A 20,350-nucleotide genomic window follows, 5' to 3' on the forward strand; every position below is an offset into this window, starting at 1 on the left:
CACGCGCTGCGGGTGCCGCAGCGCGCAACGACAGGCTCATCTCCGCGGCACATGGGTCTTCGGCATCCCTCCGTCAAGCCCGCCCGGCCAGGGGTGGCGGGACCGAGCACGCACCTATGGTGGATGCCATGGCCGCCCCTGACGAGCCGCGTGACGACGCGGACGCTCCTGAAACAGTCTCCGCCGATGCCCCCGCCGAGGTGAAGGCGGATGCCGCCGCGGCCGAGGGCTCCGACGATCACTTCCACGCCGCGCGCCTGGGCGACGACGTCGGCGACCGTCCACGCAAAGACGCCCCCCACCCGAAGGACGCGGCCGAGCCGGACGACGTCATCCGCCAGCCCGAGGACGTCGCCCCCGACACCTCGGAAGAGACGCCGGGCAAGACCCAGCGCGTCAACGCTGAGGGCGACGAGGCACCCATGGATGCCGAGCCGACCCAGAAGAAGCGCGCCGCCCTCGTCTACAACCCCACCAAGGTCGAGCCCGAGACGCTGCGCGCGCGCGTCGCCGAGCTCGCGGTCGCCGCCGACTGGGCCGAGCCCCTGTTCTACGAGACGACGGTCGACGACCTCGGCGACGACGCGACCCGTGCTGCTCTCGACGAGAAGGTGGACGCCGTGCTCGTGGCCGGCGGCGACGGCACGGTGCGCGCGGTGGCCGAGGCTCTGACCTCGACGGGCGTCCCGCTCACGATCATCCCGAGCGGCACGGGAAACCTGCTCGCCCGTAATCTCAACCTCCCGCTGACCGACACCGACGCGATGATCCGCGCGACGTTCGAGGGCGACATCCTCTCCATCGACACCGGCATCGCCCGCATCCGACGCGTCGACGGCGAGGTCGAAGAGCACGGCTTCTCGGTCATGGCCGGAATCGGCCTGGACGCCGCGATGATCCAGAACACGCGTGACGATCTGAAGAAGCAGGTCGGCTGGGTCGCCTATGTCGACGGAGCGGCGCGCTCGCTCGTCTCGGCGAAGCCCTTCCGCGTCATGTACCAGCTGGACGGACACCGCTTGCACTCGGCGAAAGTGCAGAGCGTGCTCTTCGCGAACTGCGGGGCCCTGCAGGGCGGCGTGGCGCTCATCCCCGATGCCTCCGTCGCAGACGGCCGACTCGACGTGGCCGTCCTCCAGCCGAGCGGTGTGCTGGGCTGGCTGGGCGTGTGGCGCAGCATCGTGTGGGACAACTCGGTGCTGCGCAAATTCCGCGCCGGCCGCCGCGTGCTCGAGCGTCGCAAGGACACCTCGGTGCGCTACCTCCGTGGCACCGGCATCGAGCTGGCCACGAGTCCCGCGCAACCCATCGAGCTGGACGGCGACGAGTTCGGTGAGGCGACGCGCATCTACACCCGCATCATCGCGGGCGGGCTCGTGGTCGCGCTGCCGAAGGGCCACGACACCTCGACGCTCTGACGGGGCGGGGTTCGCGCCAGATCACGTGATCTGGCCGAGCGCACGTGCCACGGCGCGTGGCGTCGGCGACGTCGCGTGATCTCGCCGGTTCAGCCGCGCGTCGGGGCGCGAGATCACGTGATCTGGCCGAACGCACGCGCCACGGCGCGTGGCGTCGGCGAGGTCACGTGATCTCGTTGGTCCGGCCGCGCGTCGGGGCGCGAGGTCACGTGATCTCGTTGGTCCAGCCGAGCGGCGGGCGGCGCGACCGCACGGCGGGTGTCAAGCCCGAAGAGCCGGATGCCGTGATCGATAGCGTCGGGGAATGGCCTCACCATCGATCGTCTGGTTCCGTGACGACCTGCGCCTGACCGACAATCCGGCACTACGAGCCGCCCTCGATCGCGACGAACCGATCATCGCGCTCTACGTGCTGGACGAGGAGTCCGATGGCGTTCGCGCGATCGGCGGGGCGGCGCGGTGGTGGTTGCACGGGTCGCTGACGTCGCTCGGCGAGCGCCTCGCGGAACGCGGGAGCACCCTCGTACTCCGCCGGGGCAAGGCATCCGAGGTCCTCCCGGCCGTGGTCGAAGAGGTCGGAGCCGGCGCGGTGTTCTGGAACCGGCGCTATGGCGGGGTCGAGCGCGAGATCGACGCGGGCATCAAAGAGAAGCTCCACGACGGCGGGGTCACCGTCGCCTCGTTCGCCGCCAACCTGCTGTACGAACCGTGGACGGTGCGCACGCAGTCCGACAAGCCCTATGGCGTCTACAGCCCGTTCGCCCGGGCGGTACAGAAGCTTGCGGCCCCGCGTCCACCGATGCCCGAGGCGCGCAAGGTGCCCGGGGTGTCGGCATCCGTCGACTCCGACGAGCTGTCGTCATGGGGCCTGCTGCCGTCGAAGCCCGACTGGGCCGGAGGTCTGCGCGAGACCTGGGAGCCCGGGGAACCGGCGGCGAAGGCGCGTCTCAAGGAGTTCCTCGACGACGACCTCGGCGACTACTCGAAGTATCGCGACGAGTTCGCGGGCGGCGCCACCTCGAACCTGTCCCCGCGCCTGCGCTGGGGCGAGCTCAGCCCGTACCAGGTGTGGCACGAGACCCTCGAGCACAAGGGATCGGGGGAGCACGCGAAAAGCGCGGGCGGCTTCCTGTCCGAACTGGTGTGGCGGGAGTTCGCCTGGCACGTCACGTTCCACTCGCCCGACATCGCGACGGTGAACTGGCGTCGCAACTTCGACGCCTTCCCCTGGCCGAAGCTGAACCGCTCCCACCTCGAGACCTGGCAGCAGGGCAAGACGGGGGTGGCCGTGGTCGATGCCGGGATGCGCCAGCTCTGGCACACCGGCGTCATGCACAATCGCGTGCGCATGGTCACGGCATCCTTCCTCATCAAGAACCTGCTGATCGACTGGCGACACGGCGAGCAGTGGTTCTGGGACTGCCTGGTCGATGCGGATGCCGCGAGCAACCCCTTCAACTGGCAGTGGGTCGCGGGAAGCGGAGCGGATGCCGCCCCGTACTTCCGCGTGTTCAACCCCGAGACACAGCGCAAGAAGTTCGACGCGCACGATCAGTACGTGCGCGAGTGGGCACCCGAATACCTGGACGAGAACCCGCCGGAGCCGATGGTCGACCTCGGCGAAACGCGCAAACGCGCGCTCGACGCGTACGCCCAGGTGCGGCACGGGAGCTGACACCCGGGGTCTCGTCCGGCCGGGCGCCGTTCCGCGCGGCTCGCCACCGATGAGTGCCCGTGCGCCGTCCGAGGTCGAATCGATCCGTGCCAGGTGAACCCCCGCTCACCTAGCCGAGGCAGAGGCGGAAGCAGTTTTCATGGAGTGCCGGGGAACCAGCATCCGGGTACGCGAGAGGGGCGCCGCCTCTCGGCGACGCCCCTCTCGGAACGACTGTCAGTTGACGCGCTGCTCGTCGGCCTGGTCTTCGTCGTCGTCGCCCGGGATGAAGACGTCGACCACGGTCACGTTGATCTCGGCGACCTTCATACCCACGAGCTCGGTGATGGCCTGGTGGACGGCCGCGCGCACGTCCGATGCCACACGCTGCAGCTGCTCGGGGTAGTCGACCTGGATCGAGATGTCGGCGGCGACCTCGGTCTCGCCGACCTCGACGCTCACGCCCTGGGCGTGGTCTTTGGCGCCGACCGCCTGGCGGATGTTGCCGATGACGCGAGCGGCACCGCCGCCGAGGGCGTGGACGCCGGGAACCTGGGCCGCGGCGATGCCGGCGACCTTGGCGACGACGGCGTCGACGATGACGGTCGAGCCGCCGTCCTTGTGGGCGGGGGTGGTCGTGGCGGTGGTGGTGTTCTCGGCCATGTTCGCTTCCTTCCGTCGTTCCGGGACCGTGTGTCCCGCGATGTCATAGATGAGACGCGGCGGGCCGCGCATTCGTCACGCCTTTTTTCTGAGAGAAGGCTGAGGATGGATGCCGTTCCCCCGGCCGTCACGACACGGCGCCTCTGCGGGGCTCCGCACTGACACGGAGGAATATCGGATGCCGTCGCCGCGTTGCCGTCAAGGTGAACGACGCGATCCCCTCCCTCTCCGTTCTCGACCTCGTACCCGTGCGGCACGGGCAGACCAGTGCCCAAGCGGTGAGTGCGGCCCTCGACCTCGTCGAGCGCGCCGACCGTCTCGGCTACCGCCGCTACTGGTTCGCCGAGCACCACAACATGCCCTCCGTGGCATCCACCACTCCCCCGGTGCTGATCGCCGCGGCAGCCGCGCGCACCTCGCGCATCCGCGTCGGCTCGGGCGGCGTGATGCTGCCCAACCACTCGCCCCTCATCGTCGCGGAGCAGTTCGCCGCCCTCGAGGCCCTGGCCCCGGGCCGCATCGATCTCGGCATCGGCCGCGCCCCCGGCAGCGACCCCGTCATCACTCAGCTGCTGAACCGGTCGGGTACCACGAGCGACGTCTCGCGCTTCCCCGACCACGTCACCGACATCATGGCGCTCACCTCCCCCGAGGGCGCCACCGTTCGTTTCACCTCGGGCACCGAGTATCAGGTGAAGGCCACGCCCGCGGCATCCGGAATGCCCCAGGTCTGGCTGCTCGGGTCGAGCGACTACTCCGCGCAGCTCGCGGCGAGCTTCGGTCTGCCGTACGTGTTCGCCAACCACTTCGCGGGCGAGGGCCTCGAACACGCTCTGCGGCTCTACCGCGACCAGTTCGTGCCGAACGAGTCGGGTGAGGGCCCCCGCACCTTCGTCACCGCGAACGTCGTCGCCGCTCCCACGTCGGAGGAGGCCGAGGAGCGCGCGATACCGCAGCTGCGCATGATGGCACGCCTGCGCACCAACCGCCCCCTCACGCCGCTCGAGACGATCGAGGCCGCCAAGGCCGACCCGTTCGACGCGATGACCGAGTCGATCATGGCCTCGACCCGGCAGAAGTGGTTCGTCGGCACGGGCGACGACGTGCGTTCGCAGCTCAGCGCCTTCGCCGCACAGCACGGGGTCGACGAGATCATGGTGTCTCCCGTGGCGGGCGCGTACGAGGGCGAGACGTCCGAGGGCCGCGCGCAGACGCTCGAGCTGATCGCGGCTCCCGCGACCGTCGCGGCCTGACCCGCGGCGGGACGGGCCGTCCGGCGGAGGTCGTCGGCGACACGTCGAATCACGGCGTCTGGAAACGGCATGTCGAGCGGGAGATCCGCGTGACGGGGCGGGGGCGGCGTCCCGGCGGCAGCTGCAGAACCGGCGCGGGCCGCGGCGGGACGGGCCGTCCGGCGGAGGTGGTCGACGACACCCCGAGTCACGGCATCCGGGAACGGCGTGTCGAACACGACGTGCGCACGACGGCCCCGGGGGCGACGGCCCGGGGGGCGGCGTCAGAACCGGCGCGGGCGTCGGCGGGACGGGCCGTCCGGCGGAAATCGTCGACGACACCCCGAGTCACGGCATCCGGAAACGGAGTGTCCAACAACAAGTCCGTACGACAGCCCGCGGGCGGCGGCCAGGGGCGGCGGCCCAGGGGGCGGCGTCAGAACCGGCGGTCAGGCCTCGGCAGAACGAGCCATCCGGCGGAGGTCGTCGACGACACCCCGAGTCACGGCATCCGGAAACGGCGTGTCGAACACGACATCCGCACGACGGCCGGGGGCGGCGGCCCGGCGGCAGCTGCAGAACCGGCGTGGGCCGCGGCGGGACGGGCCGTCCGGCGGAGGCCGCCGACGACACCCCGACTCACGGCATCCGGAAACGGCGTGTCGAACATGACGTCCGCACGACGGCCCGGGGGCGGCGGCCCGGCGGCGGCAGAACCGGCGTGGGCCCCGGCGGGACGGGCCGTCCGGCGGAGGCCGTCGACGACACCCCGAGTCACGGCATCCGGAGACGGCATGTCGAACACGACATCCGCACGACGGCCCGGGGGCGGCGGCCCGGCGGCGCCCGACCGGGGGTCAGGCCTCGGGCTCGCCGCTCAGCAGGCCGCGCAGCCAGTCGCGCGCCTCGACGAACACGTCGTCGCTGTAGCGCTGCGGGTAGCGGACGATCGCCCGGTCGGCGCGGGCGTACGACCCGAGGAAGATCACCTTGGGGCTGAAACGGCGAAGACCCAGCAACGCGTCGGCCATGCGTTCGTCGAGCACGTGGCCATCGGCGTCGATCACGAAGCGGTAGCGGCCGAGGGCGTCGCCGATGGGGCGGGATGCCAACAGGCTCAGGTTGATCCCGCGCGTGGCGAACTGTTCGAGCAGCTCGAGCAGGGCACCCGGGTGGTCCTCGGGCAGCTCGACGATCAGCGACGTCTTGTCGGCGCCCGTGGGAGGCGCGGGGGCGACGGTGCGGCTCACGAGCACGAAGCGCGTCACCGCGTTCGGGTTGTCGCCGATGCTCTCGGCGAGCACCGTCACGTCGTGGTGGGCGACGATTCCGGGAGCGGCGATGGCCGCGTCGGCGGCGCTCGTGCCGTCGAGGACGCCGAGGGCGCTCGCGACGTTGCTCTCGGCCGGCAGGTGCGCGTGCGCGGGCACGTTCTCGCTCAGCCACTTGAGGCACTGCGCGTAGGCCACGGGATGCGCGGCGATCAGCGATACGTCGTCGAGAGTCGTTCCGGGGCGTGCGACGAGCACGAAGTTCACCGGCACGAGGTACTCGCCCACGATGCGCAGTCCGGGCACGGTGGCCAGGGCATCCTGCGCGGTGGAGACGCCGCCGTCGACGGAGTTCTCGATCGCGATCATCGCGGCATCCGAACGGCCCTCGACCACATCGGCGAGTGCTTCGCCGACGTTACGGACGGGCCGCCAGATCTGGTCGCGCGCCTCGGGAACCTGGGCGAGGGCGGCCTCGGTGAAGGTTCCGGCCGGCCCCAGGTAGCTATAGGTACGGCGGGCGGGCGCGGAGTCTGTGTCGGGCAGCACCGGCTCAGCCTAGCCGCGTCACGCAGGCCGCTCACCGACGGATTCGCTCGGAATGCGTCACGACGTGTGCGCATGTCGGATGCAGCGGGCAGACTGGACGTATGAGCAGTCGCGCAGGGCAGCCCGCAGAGGCATCCGATCTCATCGACATCGACGAACTGATCGCGGCGTACTACGACCGCAAGCCGGATGCCGCGGTGCCCGAGCAGCGAGTCGCCTTCGGCACCAGCGGTCACCGCGGGTCGTCGCTGAGCACGAGCTTCAACGAGGACCACATCCTCGCCACGACCCAGGCGATCGTCGACTACCGCGCCGCACAGGGCATCACCGGTCCGCTCTTCCTCGGCCGCGACACCCACGGGCTGTCGCTGCCCGCCGAACGCAGCGCCATCGAGGTGCTGGTCGCCAACGGCGTCGACGTGCGCGTCGACTCGCGCGATGCCTGGGTGCCGACGCCGGCTCTCAGCCACGCGATCCTCACGTACAACCGTGACCTGGCCGCCGACGACCCGGGCCGTTCCGACGGCATCGTCGTCACGCCCTCGCACAACCCGCCCAGCGACGGCGGCTTCAAGTACAACCCGCCGCACGGCGGCCCCGCCGACACCGACGCCACCGGCTGGATCGCCGACCGCGCGAACGAGCTCATCGCCGCGGGCCTCGAGGGCGTGAAGCGCACGCGTCACGCCGACATCGATCTCGACGGCTTGGGCCAGTACGACTTCCGGGACGCGTATGTGCGCGATCTGGCATCCATCATCGACATCGATGCCATCGAGAACGCCGGGGTCCGTATCGGCGCCGACCCGCTGGGCGGCGCGTCGGTGGAGTACTGGGCACTCATCGCCGAGGTGTACGGACTCGACCTGACCGTGGTGAACCCCGAGGTCGACCCGACCTGGAAGTTCATGACCCTCGACTGGGACGAGAAGATCCGCATGGATCCCTCGTCTCCCTCGGCCATGGCGTCGCTGGTCGCCGCGCGTGACGAGTACGACATCCTCACGGGCAACGACGCCGATGCCGACCGCCACGGAATCGTCACCCCCGACGCCGGGCTGATGAACCCCAACCACTACCTCGCGGTCGCCATCGATTACCTGTTCTCGCACCGCCCGAACTGGCCGGTCGACGCCGCCGTGGGCAAGACGCTCGTGTCGTCGATGATCATCGACCGCGTCGCCGCCTCACTCGGCAAGACGCTGCTCGAGGTCCCGGTGGGGTTCAAATGGTTCGTGCCCGGTCTGCTCGACGGTTCCGTCGCGTTCGGTGGCGAGGAATCGGCCGGAGCGTCGTTCCTGCGCAAGGACGGAACCGTCTGGACCACCGACAAGGACGGCATCCTGCTCTGCCTGCTGGCCGCCGAGATCCTCGCCGTCACCGGCAAGACTCCCTCGCAGCGCTACGCGGAGCTCGAGAACGAGTTCGGCGCCTCGGCGTACCAGCGCGTCGATGCCCCGGCTTCGCCCGCGCAGAAGTCGGCTCTGTCGAAGCTGTCTCCGGATGCCGTGACCGCCACCGAGCTCGCGGGTGAGCCGATCACCGCGAAGCTCTCGCACGCGCCCGGCAACGGCGCGGCGATCGGCGGGCTCAAGGTGCAGACCGAGTCGGCGTGGTTCGCCGCCCGCCCCTCGGGCACCGAAGACGTCTACAAGCTGTACGCCGAGTCCCTCCGCGGCGAGGAGCACCTGCGCGCGGTGCAGGAAGAGGCGCGGGCCGTCGTCTCGGCGGCACTCGGCCAGGCCTGAGTCTTTCGCAGCCGGAAGCGGCGTCGCCCCGAGGGGTGGCGCCGCTTTCGCGTGTGGCGAGCCGCCGTGCGGAGTCGGTCGGTACCGTCGGGCGGAGTCGGCCGGGAAACGCCGGGATGCCGAAGCGCGTAGCCCGCGTGTCCGGCACGCACTCCGCACCACGGTACGCGCGGTGCCCGCCCGCGGACGGCGTCGTCGGGCGGACTCGGTCGGCGCCGTCGGGCGGAGCCGGTCGGTACCTTCGGGCGGAGCTGGAGGGAAAACGCCGGGATGCCGAGGCGCGTAGCCGGCGTGTCCGGCACGCACTCCGCACGACGGTACGCGCGCGGGCCGAACCGGGGCGACGAGTCGATGAGCCGACGAGCCCAGGCGGAACGCCGGGAACGCCGCGGCCCCGACGCTCTCGCGAACGTCGGGGCCGTGGCATCCGGGGCCGGAGCCGGGGTCAGGCGGGCGCGAAGGTCTTCGCGTCGATGACGAAGCGGTAGCGCACGTCGCTGTTCAGCACGCGCTCGTAGGCCTCGTTGATCTGGTCGGCCGAGATGAGCTCGGTCTCGGGCGCGATGCCGTTCTCGGCGCAGAAGTCGAGCATCTCCTGGGTCTCGCGGATGCCGCCGATCGACGAACCGGCGAACGAACGGCGGTTGGTGAACAGGGTGAAGACCTGGATGGGCAGCGGCTCGGGCGGGGCGCCGACGTTGACCATCGTGCCGTTGAGGGCGAGAAGGCCCAGGTACTGCTTGAGGTCGAGCGGGGCGCTGACGGTGTTGATGATGAGGTCGAAGTTCTTCTTGAGCTTGTCGAAGGTCTCTTCGTCCTTCGTCGCGTAGTAGTGGTCGGCGCCCATCTTCAGGCCGTCGTCCTTCTTGCTGAGCGTCTGCGAGAGCACGGTGACCTCGGCGCCCATGGCGTGGGCGATCTTGACGGCCATGTGGCCGAGACCGCCGAGACCGACGACGGCGACCTTCTTGCCGGGGCCCGCGTTCCAGTGGTTCAGGGGCGAGTAGGTCGTGATGCCGGCGCACAACAGCGGGGCGGCCTTGTCGTAGGGGATCGACTCGGGAACGCGCAACACGAAGTGCTCGTCGACGACGATCTTCTCGCTGTAGCCGCCCTGGGTGATCGTGCCGTCGACGTCCTTGGCCCCGTAGGTGCCGATGTTGCCCTTCTCGCAGTACTGCTCCTCGCCCGCGAGGCAGTTCTCGCATTCGCGGCACGAGTTGACCATGCAGCCGACGCCGACGCGGTCGCCGACCTTGTGGCTGGTGACCTCGGAACCGACCTCGGCGACCGTGCCGACGATCTCGTGGCCCACGGTCAGCGGGTAGGGGACGTTGCCCCACTCGCCGCGGATGGTGTGGATGTCGGAGTGGCAGATGCCGGCGTAGGCGATGTCGATCAGGACGTCCTTCGGGCCGACGTCACGACGCTCGATGGTCGTGGGCTCGAGGGGCGAGGTCGCGGACGACGCCGCGTAGGCATTGACGTGCATGGTTCTCCTCAGGAGGGTCGATGCGGATGCATCCATCCTCCCCCGGGTCGGGGCCGCACGGCTCGGGGTTGCACGGATGTGCGCGAAGGGGAAGGGATGCCGGCACCCCGGCCCCTCGGCGACGCCGAAGGCCGTGCCGGTCGCGGGGAGGCGACCGACACGGCCTTCGGTTTCAGAGAGTCACACGTGAGAGCGGCGACGCCTCAGCACGACCGCCCCGGCTCCGAGCAGGAGCAGGACGAGCGCTCCGATGCTCAGGACGAGCACGCCTTCGGTGTTCTGGCCGGTGGTGGCCAGGTCGCGCCCGTTCGCCGCAGAGCCCGCTCCGGTGTTCGCGGAGCCCGCCGGCGAGCCGTTGCCGGCTCCGGCACCCGGTCCGGTGGAGCCGGTACCGGCGCCCGGGGTTCCCGATCCGCCGTCCGTTCCGCCGCCCGTCCCCGGGTCGGACACCGCCGCCGTGGGGACGACCGCAGCCGATCGAGCGGTGCCCGCCGCGAAGCCGGCCGCCGTCGCGGTCGCCTCGACGGTGATCTGACGCTCCTCGTCGGCCGCCGTCAGCGCGTAGCTGTCGGCGGTGGCACCGTCTATGGCGACGCCGTCGCGCATCCACGAGTACGCCGCGGCCGCCTCGGCCGGATCGGTCACGACCGTCGCCCGCAGGGTGGAGCCCACGCGGGGCTCGCCCGTCACGGTGACGCTGGTGACGCCGACGGTCCGGTTCACGGTGACCGAGTAGGTGCGCGAGGTGCCGTCGGGGGCCGTGACCTGCACGGTTCCGACGCCGCCGGTCGCGGCGAGCGCCGCCACCCGTGCCGTGTCGGCCGACTCGGACGCGCCGGGCTGGGTGATGACGACGCTCGCGTCCTCGTCGACGGCCAGGGCGTGCAGGGTCGGCCATGCCGCGCCCGTGGACGAGACGGTGTAGTCGAGCACGTCGGGGGCGAACCCCTCGACCGCCGTGTCACCGACGGTGAGGCGGGCGAGATCGGCGATGCCCGCGGGAGCCGGAGCCGCCGCGAAGATCTCGACCTCGGACACGATCATGTGCGTCTGCGAACGGGCGTTCATGACCACGCGGACCTCGTCGGCAGCGCCGGTGACCGGCACATCGACCTTCGGCGCACCGCTCGAGGGGGTGGGCACGGTCACCAGATCGCCCTGGATCCACTCCCCGCCGCTCACGCGACGGTCCACACGCATCGTCGCGGGCCAGCTCATGGTGTTGCCGTCGCGGTAGAACTGCACGGCGACGTGCGTGAGGGTCTCGCGCTGCTTCAGCGCGTAGCTCAGCGTGTCCTGCTCGTTCTTCGTGCCCGAGCGCCAGTTCGACCAGCCCTTGTCGGTCGAACTGCCGTTGATGGTGTTCGCGACGCCGTACTGCGAGCTCTCGGTGAAGGTCGCCGACGGCTGGCTCTGCGGGGCGACGTTGCGCTCCGACGCCGCGGTGACGATGACCGTCAGGCGCGCGTCGAGCTTCTCGCCGCTGGGCCCGGTTGCGATGCCCGTCACCTCGACGGTCCCCGTCTGAGCGAAGGATGCGTCGGTGAGCCCGTCCCAGCTCCACTGGACCGGAACCCAGAAGCCGGAGCCCGAGGGGCTGAGCTCGGCCTGCACGCTGCCGTCGGCCTGGCTCCGCACCACGTCGAGCGCACTGCCGGCGGGAACGGTGACGGATGCCGGCCGGGTGGCGGTGTACGGGCCCACCTCGACCGTGGCCGTGGCCTCGAAGGCGTTACCGAACAGGTCGGTGCCGGTCCCGCGCACCTGGACGGTGCCCAGGCGCGAGAAGTCCACGCCGTCGGTCTGCCAGCTCACCGCGGCACTGCGCAGGGTAGGTCCGGCGTAGCGCAGGGTGACGGTACCGGGCAGGGTGGGGCTCACGCCCACGCCCGTCGAAACCGACACCGGCTCGGCCCCGATGATCGAGGTCCCGGCGATGCGCCACTGCTGGTTTCCGCCGCCGTTGGAGGTCCACAGTCCCACGGAGGCACCGGGGGTGGTGCTCGCCCCGTTGACGTCGAGCACGCGTTCGCTCGCAACGTTCAACAGGGAGAAGTACGTCCCGTCGGTCGTCGACGCCATCCACTGCAATGCCGGATCGGTCGCGGCCGCAGCCGGGTCGGCATCCACGAGAGCCGTGCCGGTGCCGCTCGAGGCGAGGAACTTCCCCGTCCCGTTCTGCAGCGTGAACCGGTGACGGTTCGTGCCCTCACCATCGATCGTGCGAATCGTCCACGACTGGGCGCGGGCAGCGTCGGGGGTGGTGGCGAGGGTGCGCACGGCGAGGTTCGAAGCGCCGTCGAGGGCGAGGCCGCTCTGCAGACCCGTCAGCTGCACCGTCTGACCGTTGCGGAACGCGGCGGCGTCGGCAGAGACCCCCGAGACGCCGTCGATCTCGAACGTCACGACCGACTTCGCGGGGATGGTGAGCGTCGCGGTGCGGGATGCCGCGTCGACGGCGACCGGCTGCCCCGTCTTCAACGCGTTGACCGACGGCGCGTCGGCCGTCGACTGCGTCGTGACGATCGGGGTCACGGTCGCACCGGGGGCGACGGTACCGAAATCGCGCAGGTCGATCTGCACGGTGCGCTCGGCGGCCTCGGCGTTGACGTGGACGATCGTCGCGCCCTGTCCGTCGGCGTCGATCGCCGCGGTCGACTGCGCGTTGTCGGTGGCCATGAGGTGGTCACCGGGCGCGATGTAGTGCGTGAAGTTGCGCACCGTGTTGAACTTCTCGTTCGTCAGCACCCGGCACGAGGGGTCGGCGTCGCCGTCCTTCAGTCGACGCTCCGACTGCCCCTGCGCGTTGCAGTCGAAGTCGATGAAGACGCTGCCCCAGTTGAGCTTCTCGACCTTCTCCATGTTGTAGAGGTCTTCGACGGGCTGCCAGAACACCCAGGCGTCGGGCTCGAGCTCGCGCAGGTCACCCACGATGTGCTGGGCCATGCCGAGACCGTTCTCGATGTCGTCGGTGACGAAGCCCTTGTCCTGGGCGGTCCAGTTGCCCTCGACCTCGCTCATCCACAGCGGCTTGTCCGCGGCCTTGGCGATGTCGCGCACGACCTGTCGACCGTCGGTGCCGTAGGTGTGCACGTTCAGCTGGTCGACCTGGCTCTTGGACTGCGCCGACCAGGTGTTCCAGTTGGTCGCGAAGATCCCGGGGTTGGTCTCGTCCATCGCCGAGATGACGGCGTCGGTGGTGGTGCTCGACTGCCCGAGGCGGGCCGCGAGGGCCTTGACCATGGCATCCTGCGCCTGAGGCCCGATGTGGGCGCCCTCCTGGCGCCCACCGGTCGGCCAGGTCGCGCCGTCGGGGATCTGGGTCTGCCAGTAGTTCGTGTTCGGCTCGTTGAACGGGTCGATGGTGTCGAACGTGATGCCGTGGGCCTTTTCGAGCTCGTCCACGACGTTCACGAGGTAGCCGGCGAACTTGTCCATGTCGGCGGTGGCGAGCTGCTCGCTCGTGGCGTTGTTGATGCCGCCCGAGGCGTATCCGCTCTGCGTGAGGAAGTACGGCGGGGAGTTGCTGAAGGCCTCCCAGTGGGTGATCTTACCTTTCAGGGCGTCGAGCCACCACCGCTGGGCGGAGTCCTTGGTGAAGTCGTAGGCGGCGGGGTCGTCGGGGTTCCAGGCCGCCTTGTAGCGCTCGCGATCGGCGTAGTTCGACGTGATCGCACCCTCGGCATCGGTCGCCTTCAGGTCGGGGTTCCAGAAACCGGGCACCGCGCCGCCGGGGCGGAGGTACGACGGGACGTCGGAGGCGTTGCCGCCGCCGATGTTGTAGCGCGCGATGTTGAGGTTCAGCCCGTCGTCGCCGAAGACGGCGTCGAAGAGTTTCTGGCGGACGTCGGCCGGGTAGTTGCCGGTCGCGTTGGCGAACCACACCAGGCTCGTGCCCCACCCTTCGAACGGCTTCTCGGAGGCGGTGGCGGGGTTGGGGGTGATGCGCACGGGAGCGGCGGCGGCCGCCTCGGCGGGCGGAGGTGCCACGGCGGCCGTGGCGGTGATCGCGCCGGCGGCCAGCGCCACGGCACAGGTCATCGACAACAGTCGAGCTGACTTCATCGTCATTCCGATCCGGCCGCAGCGGTGCGACCTCAGGTGGGGGGTGTTGACGTCAACATGTTGACGTCAACACCGAGCCTAAGGGAGCGCTATGGATGACCGCAACGGGTGCGCGGAATGTGTCGCCCGGCGCGGCCGCACCCGATCGCGCGAGTCAGGGGCGCGGGCCGGAACTGGCGCGAACCACCAGCGACGTGGGCACCAGGGTGCGGGTGTGCTCGCCCGCGTCGCCCTCGATGTCGGCGATGAGGGCGCTCATCGCCTCTTCGCCGACGCGTTCGAAACGCTGGCGCACGGTCGTCAGCGGCGGCCAGAAGTTCGCCGATTCCGGCATGTCGTCGAAGCCGACCACGCTGACCTCGCGTGGCACGTCGCGTCCCGCTTCGTGCAGCGCGCGGATGACGCCGAGCGCCATCTGATCGTTCGCGGCGAAGACGGCGGTGACGGCCGGATCCTCCGCGAGCTCCCGCCCGATGCGATGCCCCGACTCGGCCGTCCAGTCGCCGATCTGCACCTCGGGCACACGGCATCCGCGATCCTCGAGGGCCGAACGCCATGCGTCGCGGCGACGTTCCGCGGCGAACGACTCGGGCGGTCCCGACACGTGCCACACGCTCTCATGCCCCAGATCGAGCAGGTGCTCGGTGGCCAGGCGTGCGCCCTGGGCCTGATCGTTGTCGACGACGGCGTAGGGGTAGTCGGCGCTCGAATCCACGACGACGACCGGCAGCCCCGTCGGCAGCGAGAGCTCGTTCTCGCCGAGCCGGTGGGTCTCGATCAAGATCACGATTCCGTCGACCGCGTGCTCGTGAAGGCGCAGGAACGCCCCCGACACATCGGACTGAGACGCCGACTGCACGGTGATGAGGGTGATGGAGTATCCGGATGCCGCGGCCATCGACGCCAACGCGTCGAGGGTGCGCGTGTTGCCGTACGAGCTCAGCGAGAACATGATCACGCCGATGCTGCGGAAGCGCCCCGAACGCAGCGCGCGGGCGGCGCTGTTCGGGCGGTACCCCAGGGTCGACATCGCATCGAGCACACGCTGGCGCGTCTCGGGGTCGACGTTGGTGCGGCCATTGGCGACGCGCGAGACGGTCTGACCCGACACCCCCGCGGCTGCCGCCACGTCGGCCATCGACACCTCGCGCCGCCGCTCGCGTGTCGGGATCGCGGTCGACGTCGTCGTCGTCTCGCTCATGCAGGCTCCCTCGGAATGTTGACGTTGACACACTAGCGGTGTCGAGTTATGTTTACGTCAACATCTCGGCCACCCGACCGAAATGCGCACCAACGAAGAGGCACTGGACGATGACGACCACCGCGGCACCCCCGCCCGCCCTGCGCACCCCCCGGCGCAAGCGGCGCACCCGAATCGACGACCGCGGCTGGCTGTTCGTCCTCCCGTTCGCCCTGGTCTTCGCGCTCGTCTTTCTCGCACCGCTGGCGTACTCGGTGTACCTCAGCCTGTTCCGCGACCAGCTGATCGGCGGCAACGCCTTCGTGGGGCTCGACAACTACATCGCCGCCTTCGGCGACGCGAAGTTCTGGGACGGCTTCGGACGCGTCCTGCTCTTCCTCGTGGTGCAGGTGCCGATCATGCTGCTGCTCGCGCTCGGTGCGGCCCTCGCCATCGACAGCGCGCGCCTCCACGCCGCCGGCTTCTACCGCATGGTGATCTTCCTGCCCTACGCGGTGCCCGCCGTCGTGGCCGTACTCATGTGGGGCTACATCTACGGCGACCAGTTCGGTCTGACCCGCAACCTGAACGACCTCCTCGGCGGACAGGTCGTGCAGCCGTTCCTGCCGGAGTGGATGCTGCTGTCGATCGGCAACATTGTCACCTGGCAGTTTGTCGGCTACAACATGCTCATCTTCTACTCCTCGTTGAAGACCATTCCGAACGAGCTGTACGAAGCGGCATCCATCGACGGAGCGGGTGCGTGGCGCACGATCTTCTCGATCAAGATCCCCGCCGTCCGCGGCGCCGTGGTGATCGCGACGATCTTCTCGATCATCGGCAGCTTCCAGCTCTTCAACGAACCGAACATCCTCAAGCCCCTGGCACCCAACGTGATCTCGACGTTTTTCACGCCGAACATGTACGCCTACAACCTCTCGTTCGCCGGCCAGCAGTACAACTACGCGGCCACGATCGCCATCATCATGGGCGTCATCACCGCCGTCATCGCTTACGTCGTGCAGCTGCGCGGCTCCCGTCAGGAGGCGCGATGACCACCGCGACCGCACCCCGCACCGACACCGTGGCCGTGACCACTTCCCGCCAGGGCACGCGCCGCCGCTTCGCGCGCAGCTCCCCCACGCACAGCAAGAAGTCCGTGGTCCTCAGCATCGTCATGGCGCTTTACCTGCTGTACACGCTCGTGCCCCTGGCGTGGCTGCTCATCAACTCCACCAAGACCCAGCCCGAGCTCTTCTCGACGTTCGGCCTGTGGTTCGGCAGCGACTTCGCCCTCGGCGACAACATCGTGCAGACCCTGACCTACCGCGACGGGATCTTCCTGCGCTGGCTCGGCAACACGCTGCTCTACGTCGTCGTCGGCGCAGGTGGCGCGACCCTGCTCGCCACCCTCGCGGGCTACGGCCTGGCGAAGTACAACTTCCGCGGCCGCAAGGCGGTCTTCGCCGTCGTCCTGGGCGCGATCGCCGTTCCGGGTACCGCTCTGGCGGTGCCGACGTTCCTGCTGTTCAGCCAGCTGGGCATCACGAACACCCCGTGGGCCATCATCATCCCCTCCCTCATCAGCCCGTTCGGCCTCTACCTGATCTGGGTCTACGCGACGGACGCCATCCCCACCGAGCTGCTCGAAGCCGCCCGGATGGACGGGGCGGGGGAGTTCCGCACCTTCTTCACCATCTCGATCCGCCTGCTCACCCCGGGCATCGTCACCGTGCTGCTGTTCGCGGTGGTGGCGACCTGGAACAACTACTTCCTCCCGCTGATCATGCTGAGCGACCCCGCCTGGTACCCGCTCACGGTCGGCCTCAACCAGTGGAACGCGCAGGCGACCGGCGTCGCCGCGCAGCCCATCTACAACCTCGTGATCACCGGATCGCTGCTCTCGATCATCCCGATCGTCGCGGCTTTCCTCCTGCTGCAGCGCTTCTGGCAGTCGGGCCTGACCGCCGGCAGCGTGAAGGAATGATCCGCCCCAGCTCCCCCTGACCGGGGTATCCCCCCGGATGACCCGCAACACCACACCACCGGAGCGTCCTGCCCCGGAACACACAACACCCCCGGGGCCTCGGCCCCGACTCCACAACAACGAAGTGAAGGAACCGATGACATTCATGCGCAAGAGCACCGCCGCTCGGCGGGCCGTCTTCGCCGTCGCCGCCACCGCCCTGACGGTCGGCGCGCTGACCGCGTGCTCGGGCGGTAACGCCGGCGGTGCTGCCGGCGGATCGGCCGACGACATCGAGAAGGCCCTCGAGGCCGGCGGCGAGATCACGTACTGGTCCTGGACCCCCTCGGCCGAGGCGCAGGTCAAGGCCTTCGAGGCGAAGTACCCCAAGGTCAAGGTCAACTACGTCAACGCGGGCACCAACACCGAGGAGTACACCAAGCTCCAGAACGCCATCAAGGCGGGCTCCGGCGCTCCCGACGTCGTGCAGATCGAGTACTACGCCTTCCCGCAGTTCGCGCTCTCGGACTCGCTGGTCGACCTGTCGTCGTACGGCTTCGCCGACCTCAAGGACGACTACGCGACCGGCCCGTGGGGCTCGGTCAACTTCGACGGCAAGCTGTACGGCCTGCCGCAGGACTCGGGCCCCATGGCCCTCTTCTACAACAAGTCGGTCTTCGACCAGTACGGCATCGCCGTCCCCACCACGTGGGACGAGTACGTCGCCGCGGGCGAGAAGCTGCACGCCGCCGACCCGACGAAGTACATCACCGCCGACAACGGCGACTCGGGCTTCACGACCAGCATGATCTGGCAGGCCGGCGGCACCCCGTTCAAGACCTCGGGCACCGACGTCACCATCGACCTTCAGGACGAGGGCTCGAAGAAGTTCGCCGACAACTGGAACCGTCTCATCGAAGGCGGCCTGATCTCCAACACCCCCAGCTGGAGCGACGAGTGGTTCAAGGGCCTCGGTGACGGTTCGATCGCCTCTCTCGTGATCGGCGCCTGGATGCCCGGCGTCCTGGAGTCCTCGGTCAAGGACGGCTCGGGCAAGTGGGCCGTGGCCCCCATCCCCACCTACGACGGCAAGGCCGTGACGGCCGAGAACGGCGGCGGCGGCCAGGCCGTGACCAAGCAGAGCAAGAACCCCGCGCTCGCGGCCGGCTTCCTCAAGTGGCTCAACAACGACGACGAGAGCCTGAAGATCTTCGCCGAGTCGGGTGGCTTCCCCTCGACCACCGCGCAGCTGAGCGACCCCGCCTTCGTCGACAAGAAGTCGGACTACTTCGGCGGCCAGCAGATCAACCAGGTGCTGACGCAGGCCTCGAGCGAGGTCCGCGAGGGCTGGAGCTACCTGCCCTTCCAGGTGTACGCCAACAGCATCTACGGCGACACCGTGGGCCAGGCCTACTCGAAGAAGAGCGACCTGAACGCGGGCCTCACCGCGTGGCAGGACCAGCTCGTCCAGTACGGAAACGACCAGGGCTTCTCGGTCAACAAGTAAGCAGTTCCCCGGGGGCGGGTCCGCGTGCACGCATGCGGCCCGCCCCTTCCCTTCCCTCGCCAGGAGAGACCCGAATGACCTCCCCCACCCGTATCGTCGTGGACCGCACCGCTGTCGGAGCCGACGTCCCCCGCCGCCTGTTCGGCTCGTTCGTCGAGCACATGGGCCGTTGCGTGTACGACGGCATCCACTCACCCGGGCACGACACCGCCGACGGCCAGGGCTTCCGCGCCGACGTGCTCGAGCTCGTGCGCGAGCTGGGCGCCACCGTCGTGCGCTACCCCGGCGGCAACTTCGTGTCGGGCTACCGCTGGGAGGACGGTGTGGGCCCGCGCGAGGAGCGTCCGGTTCGGCTGGATGCCGCGTGGCACAGCACCGAGACCAATCAGGTGGGCCTGCACGAGTTCGCCGAGTGGGCGGATGCCGCGGGCCTGGAGGTCATGGAGGCGGTCAACCTCGGCACGCGCGGCGTGGCCGAGGCCGCCGACCTGCTCGAGTACGCCAACCACCCCGCCGGCACCGCTCTGAGCGACCGCCGCCGCGACAACGGCCGCGAAGATCCGTTCGGCATCCGCCTGTGGTGCCTGGGCAACGAGATGGACGGCCCCTGGCAGATCGGCCACAAGACCGCCGACGAGTACGGCCGCCTGTCCGCCGAGACCGCACGCATGATGCGTTTCATCGACCCGACGGTCGAGCTCGTGGCCGCGGGCAGCTCGAACCACGAGATGCCGACGTTCGGCGAATGGGAGCGCACCGTGCTCCGCCACACCGCGGGACTGATCGATCACATCTCGGTCCACGCGTACTACGAGGAAGACCCCGCCGACCCCGCCAGCTTCCTCGCCAGCGGAGTCGCCCTGGACCGCTACATCGGCGAGGTCGCCGACATCATCGACGAGGTCGGGGCGACGACCCCCGGCGGCCGCCCGATCGGCATCAGCGTCGACGAGTGGAACGTCTGGAACCAGACCCGCTGGAACGAGGTCGACAAGCCGCGCGTGTTCACGGGCGACTGGCCGATCGCGCCGCGCCTGATCGAAGACGACTACACCGTGACCGACGCCGTCGTCGTGGGCTCGCTCCTGATCACGCTCATCCGCCGCTCCGACCGCGTGTCGATGGCGAACCTCGCGCAGCTCGTGAACGTCATCGCCCCCATCCGCACCGAGCCCGACGGCGGCGCAGCCTGGCGGCAGACCACCTTCCACCCCTTCGCCCTCACGGCCAAGGCGGCATCCGGTCGCGTCGTCGTCCCGCGTGTCGACGGCGCCACCATCGACACCCCGCGGCTCGGCCCGGTCGACGCCGTCGACACGGTCGCCACCGTTGACGGCGACACGGTGTCGGTGTTCCTCGTGCACCGCGACCTCGAGGCCCCGACCCCGGTCGAGCTCGACCTCGGCCGGGTCGACGCCGTCGAAGCCGTGGTCGTCACGATCCCCGAGGGCGGGGACCGCCACACCACCAATTCCGCCGACGGCGAGCCCGTCGCCCCCGTCGGACTCGACGTCGAGGTGGGCGACGACGGCATCCTGCGTTTCACCCTCCCCGCTCTGTCATGGGTGCGCCTGCGCGCGCGCCTCGTCGACTGATCCCCTGAGA

General features: G+C 69.7%; 13 protein-coding genes. 8 read left to right on the forward strand and 5 right to left on the reverse strand.

What is annotated here, in order from left to right:
* The first annotated feature begins 128 nt into the window (after window positions 1-128).
* The gene (locus QE416_RS03030; protein WP_307313383.1) at window positions 129-1,418 is read left to right on the forward strand and encodes a diacylglycerol kinase family protein; all 1,290 of its coding nucleotides are present in this window, start codon (window positions 129-131) and stop codon (window positions 1,416-1,418) included.
* Window positions 1,419-1,722: 304 nt separating this feature from the next.
* Window positions 1,723-3,093, forward strand: a complete 1,371-nt coding sequence (locus tag QE416_RS03035) for a deoxyribodipyrimidine photo-lyase (protein ID WP_307313385.1) — start codon at window positions 1,723-1,725, stop codon at window positions 3,091-3,093.
* 216 nt (window positions 3,094-3,309) lie between these two features.
* Here the strand turns inward: QE416_RS03035 and QE416_RS03040 are convergent, their stop codons facing one another.
* A complete protein-coding gene (locus tag QE416_RS03040) occupies window positions 3,310-3,735 on the reverse strand; it encodes an Asp23/Gls24 family envelope stress response protein (protein WP_307313387.1) in 426 nt (141 codons plus the stop codon).
* 203 nt (window positions 3,736-3,938) lie between these two features.
* Between QE416_RS03040 and QE416_RS03045 the strand changes: the two genes are divergently transcribed.
* On the forward strand, window positions 3,939-4,988 hold the full coding sequence (locus tag QE416_RS03045; RefSeq protein WP_307313388.1) for an LLM class flavin-dependent oxidoreductase: 1,050 nt from the start codon (window positions 3,939-3,941) through the stop codon (window positions 4,986-4,988).
* Window positions 4,989-5,824: 836 nt separating this feature from the next.
* Here the strand turns inward: QE416_RS03045 and pheA are convergent.
* Window positions 5,825-6,787 carry a prephenate dehydratase gene (gene pheA / locus QE416_RS03050; protein WP_210076900.1) on the reverse strand — a complete coding sequence of 321 codons (963 nt, stop codon included), beginning with the start codon at window positions 6,785-6,787 and terminating at the stop codon, window positions 5,825-5,827.
* Window positions 6,788-6,888: 101 nt separating this feature from the next.
* Between pheA and pgm the strand changes: the two genes are divergently transcribed.
* Complete coding sequence (pgm, locus tag QE416_RS03055) at window positions 6,889-8,535, forward strand: phosphoglucomutase (alpha-D-glucose-1,6-bisphosphate-dependent) (RefSeq protein ID WP_307313391.1); 1,647 nt, start codon at window positions 6,889-6,891, stop codon at window positions 8,533-8,535.
* Between the two features lie 445 nt (window positions 8,536-8,980).
* Here the strand turns inward: pgm and QE416_RS03060 are convergent, their stop codons facing one another.
* The 3 genes from QE416_RS03060 to QE416_RS03070 all read right to left on the reverse strand — a co-directional run bounded on the left by QE416_RS03060 (window position 8,981) and on the right by QE416_RS03070 (window position 15,293).
* Complete coding sequence (locus QE416_RS03060) at window positions 8,981-10,027, reverse strand: NAD(P)-dependent alcohol dehydrogenase (protein ID WP_307313394.1); 1,047 nt, start codon at window positions 10,025-10,027, stop codon at window positions 8,981-8,983.
* A 180-nt stretch (window positions 10,028-10,207) separates the two neighbouring features.
* Window positions 10,208-14,098 (reverse strand): glycoside hydrolase, encoded by a 3,891-nt coding sequence (locus tag QE416_RS03065; protein ID WP_307313396.1) that lies wholly within the window; start codon window positions 14,096-14,098, stop codon window positions 10,208-10,210.
* Window positions 14,099-14,246: 148 nt separating this feature from the next.
* The gene (locus QE416_RS03070) at window positions 14,247-15,293 is read right to left on the reverse strand and encodes a LacI family DNA-binding transcriptional regulator (RefSeq protein WP_267788281.1); all 1,047 of its coding nucleotides are present in this window, start codon (window positions 15,291-15,293) and stop codon (window positions 14,247-14,249) included.
* A gap of 110 nt (window positions 15,294-15,403) precedes the next feature.
* Here QE416_RS03070 and QE416_RS03075 point away from each other — a divergent pair, with 110 nt between their 5' ends.
* From QE416_RS03075 to QE416_RS03090, 4 genes are all read left to right on the forward strand, one after another.
* A complete protein-coding gene (locus QE416_RS03075) occupies window positions 15,404-16,327 on the forward strand; it encodes a carbohydrate ABC transporter permease (protein ID WP_267788282.1) in 924 nt (307 codons plus the stop codon).
* Window positions 16,324-17,259 carry a carbohydrate ABC transporter permease gene (locus QE416_RS03080; RefSeq protein ID WP_373458832.1) on the forward strand — a complete coding sequence of 312 codons (936 nt, stop codon included), beginning with the start codon at window positions 16,324-16,326 and terminating at the stop codon, window positions 17,257-17,259. The genes QE416_RS03075 and QE416_RS03080 overlap by 4 nt, the downstream gene beginning before the upstream one ends.
* A gap of 145 nt (window positions 17,260-17,404) precedes the next feature.
* Window positions 17,405-18,745 carry a sugar ABC transporter substrate-binding protein gene (locus tag QE416_RS03085; RefSeq protein WP_210077022.1) on the forward strand — a complete coding sequence of 447 codons (1,341 nt, stop codon included), beginning with the start codon at window positions 17,405-17,407 and terminating at the stop codon, window positions 18,743-18,745.
* Between the two features lie 74 nt (window positions 18,746-18,819).
* Complete coding sequence (locus tag QE416_RS03090; protein ID WP_307313399.1) at window positions 18,820-20,340, forward strand: alpha-N-arabinofuranosidase; 1,521 nt, start codon at window positions 18,820-18,822, stop codon at window positions 20,338-20,340.
* Window positions 20,341-20,350: the final 10 nt, after the last annotated feature.

The sequence above is a fragment of the Microbacterium sp. SORGH_AS_0421 genome, from assembly GCF_030818635.1.
GTDB lineage: Bacteria > Actinomycetota > Actinomycetes > Actinomycetales > Microbacteriaceae > Microbacterium.

Bases quoted from the DNA above. Each gene is read 5' to 3' on its own strand.
- QE416_RS03030 (WP_307313383.1), top strand. From the start codon at position 129: ATGGCCGCCCCTGACGAGCCGCGTGACGACGCGGACGCTCCTGAAACA.
- QE416_RS03035 (WP_307313385.1), top strand. From the start codon at position 1,723: ATGGCCTCACCATCGATCGTCTGGTTCCGTGACGACCTGCGCCTGACC.
- QE416_RS03040 (WP_307313387.1), bottom strand. From the start codon at position 3,735: ATGGCCGAGAACACCACCACCGCCACGACCACCCCCGCCCACAAGGAC.
- pgm (WP_307313391.1), top strand. From the start codon at position 6,889: ATGAGCAGTCGCGCAGGGCAGCCCGCAGAGGCATCCGATCTCATCGAC.
- QE416_RS03060 (WP_307313394.1), bottom strand. From the start codon at position 10,027: ATGCACGTCAATGCCTACGCGGCGTCGTCCGCGACCTCGCCCCTCGAG.
- QE416_RS03065 (WP_307313396.1), bottom strand. From the start codon at position 14,098: ATGACGATGAAGTCAGCTCGACTGTTGTCGATGACCTGTGCCGTGGCG.
- QE416_RS03070 (WP_267788281.1), bottom strand. From the start codon at position 15,293: ATGAGCGAGACGACGACGACGTCGACCGCGATCCCGACACGCGAGCGG.
- QE416_RS03075 (WP_267788282.1), top strand. From the start codon at position 15,404: ATGACGACCACCGCGGCACCCCCGCCCGCCCTGCGCACCCCCCGGCGC.
- QE416_RS03080 (WP_373458832.1), top strand. From the start codon at position 16,324: ATGACCACCGCGACCGCACCCCGCACCGACACCGTGGCCGTGACCACT.
- QE416_RS03085 (WP_210077022.1), top strand. From the start codon at position 17,405: ATGCGCAAGAGCACCGCCGCTCGGCGGGCCGTCTTCGCCGTCGCCGCC.
- QE416_RS03090 (WP_307313399.1), top strand. From the start codon at position 18,820: ATGACCTCCCCCACCCGTATCGTCGTGGACCGCACCGCTGTCGGAGCC.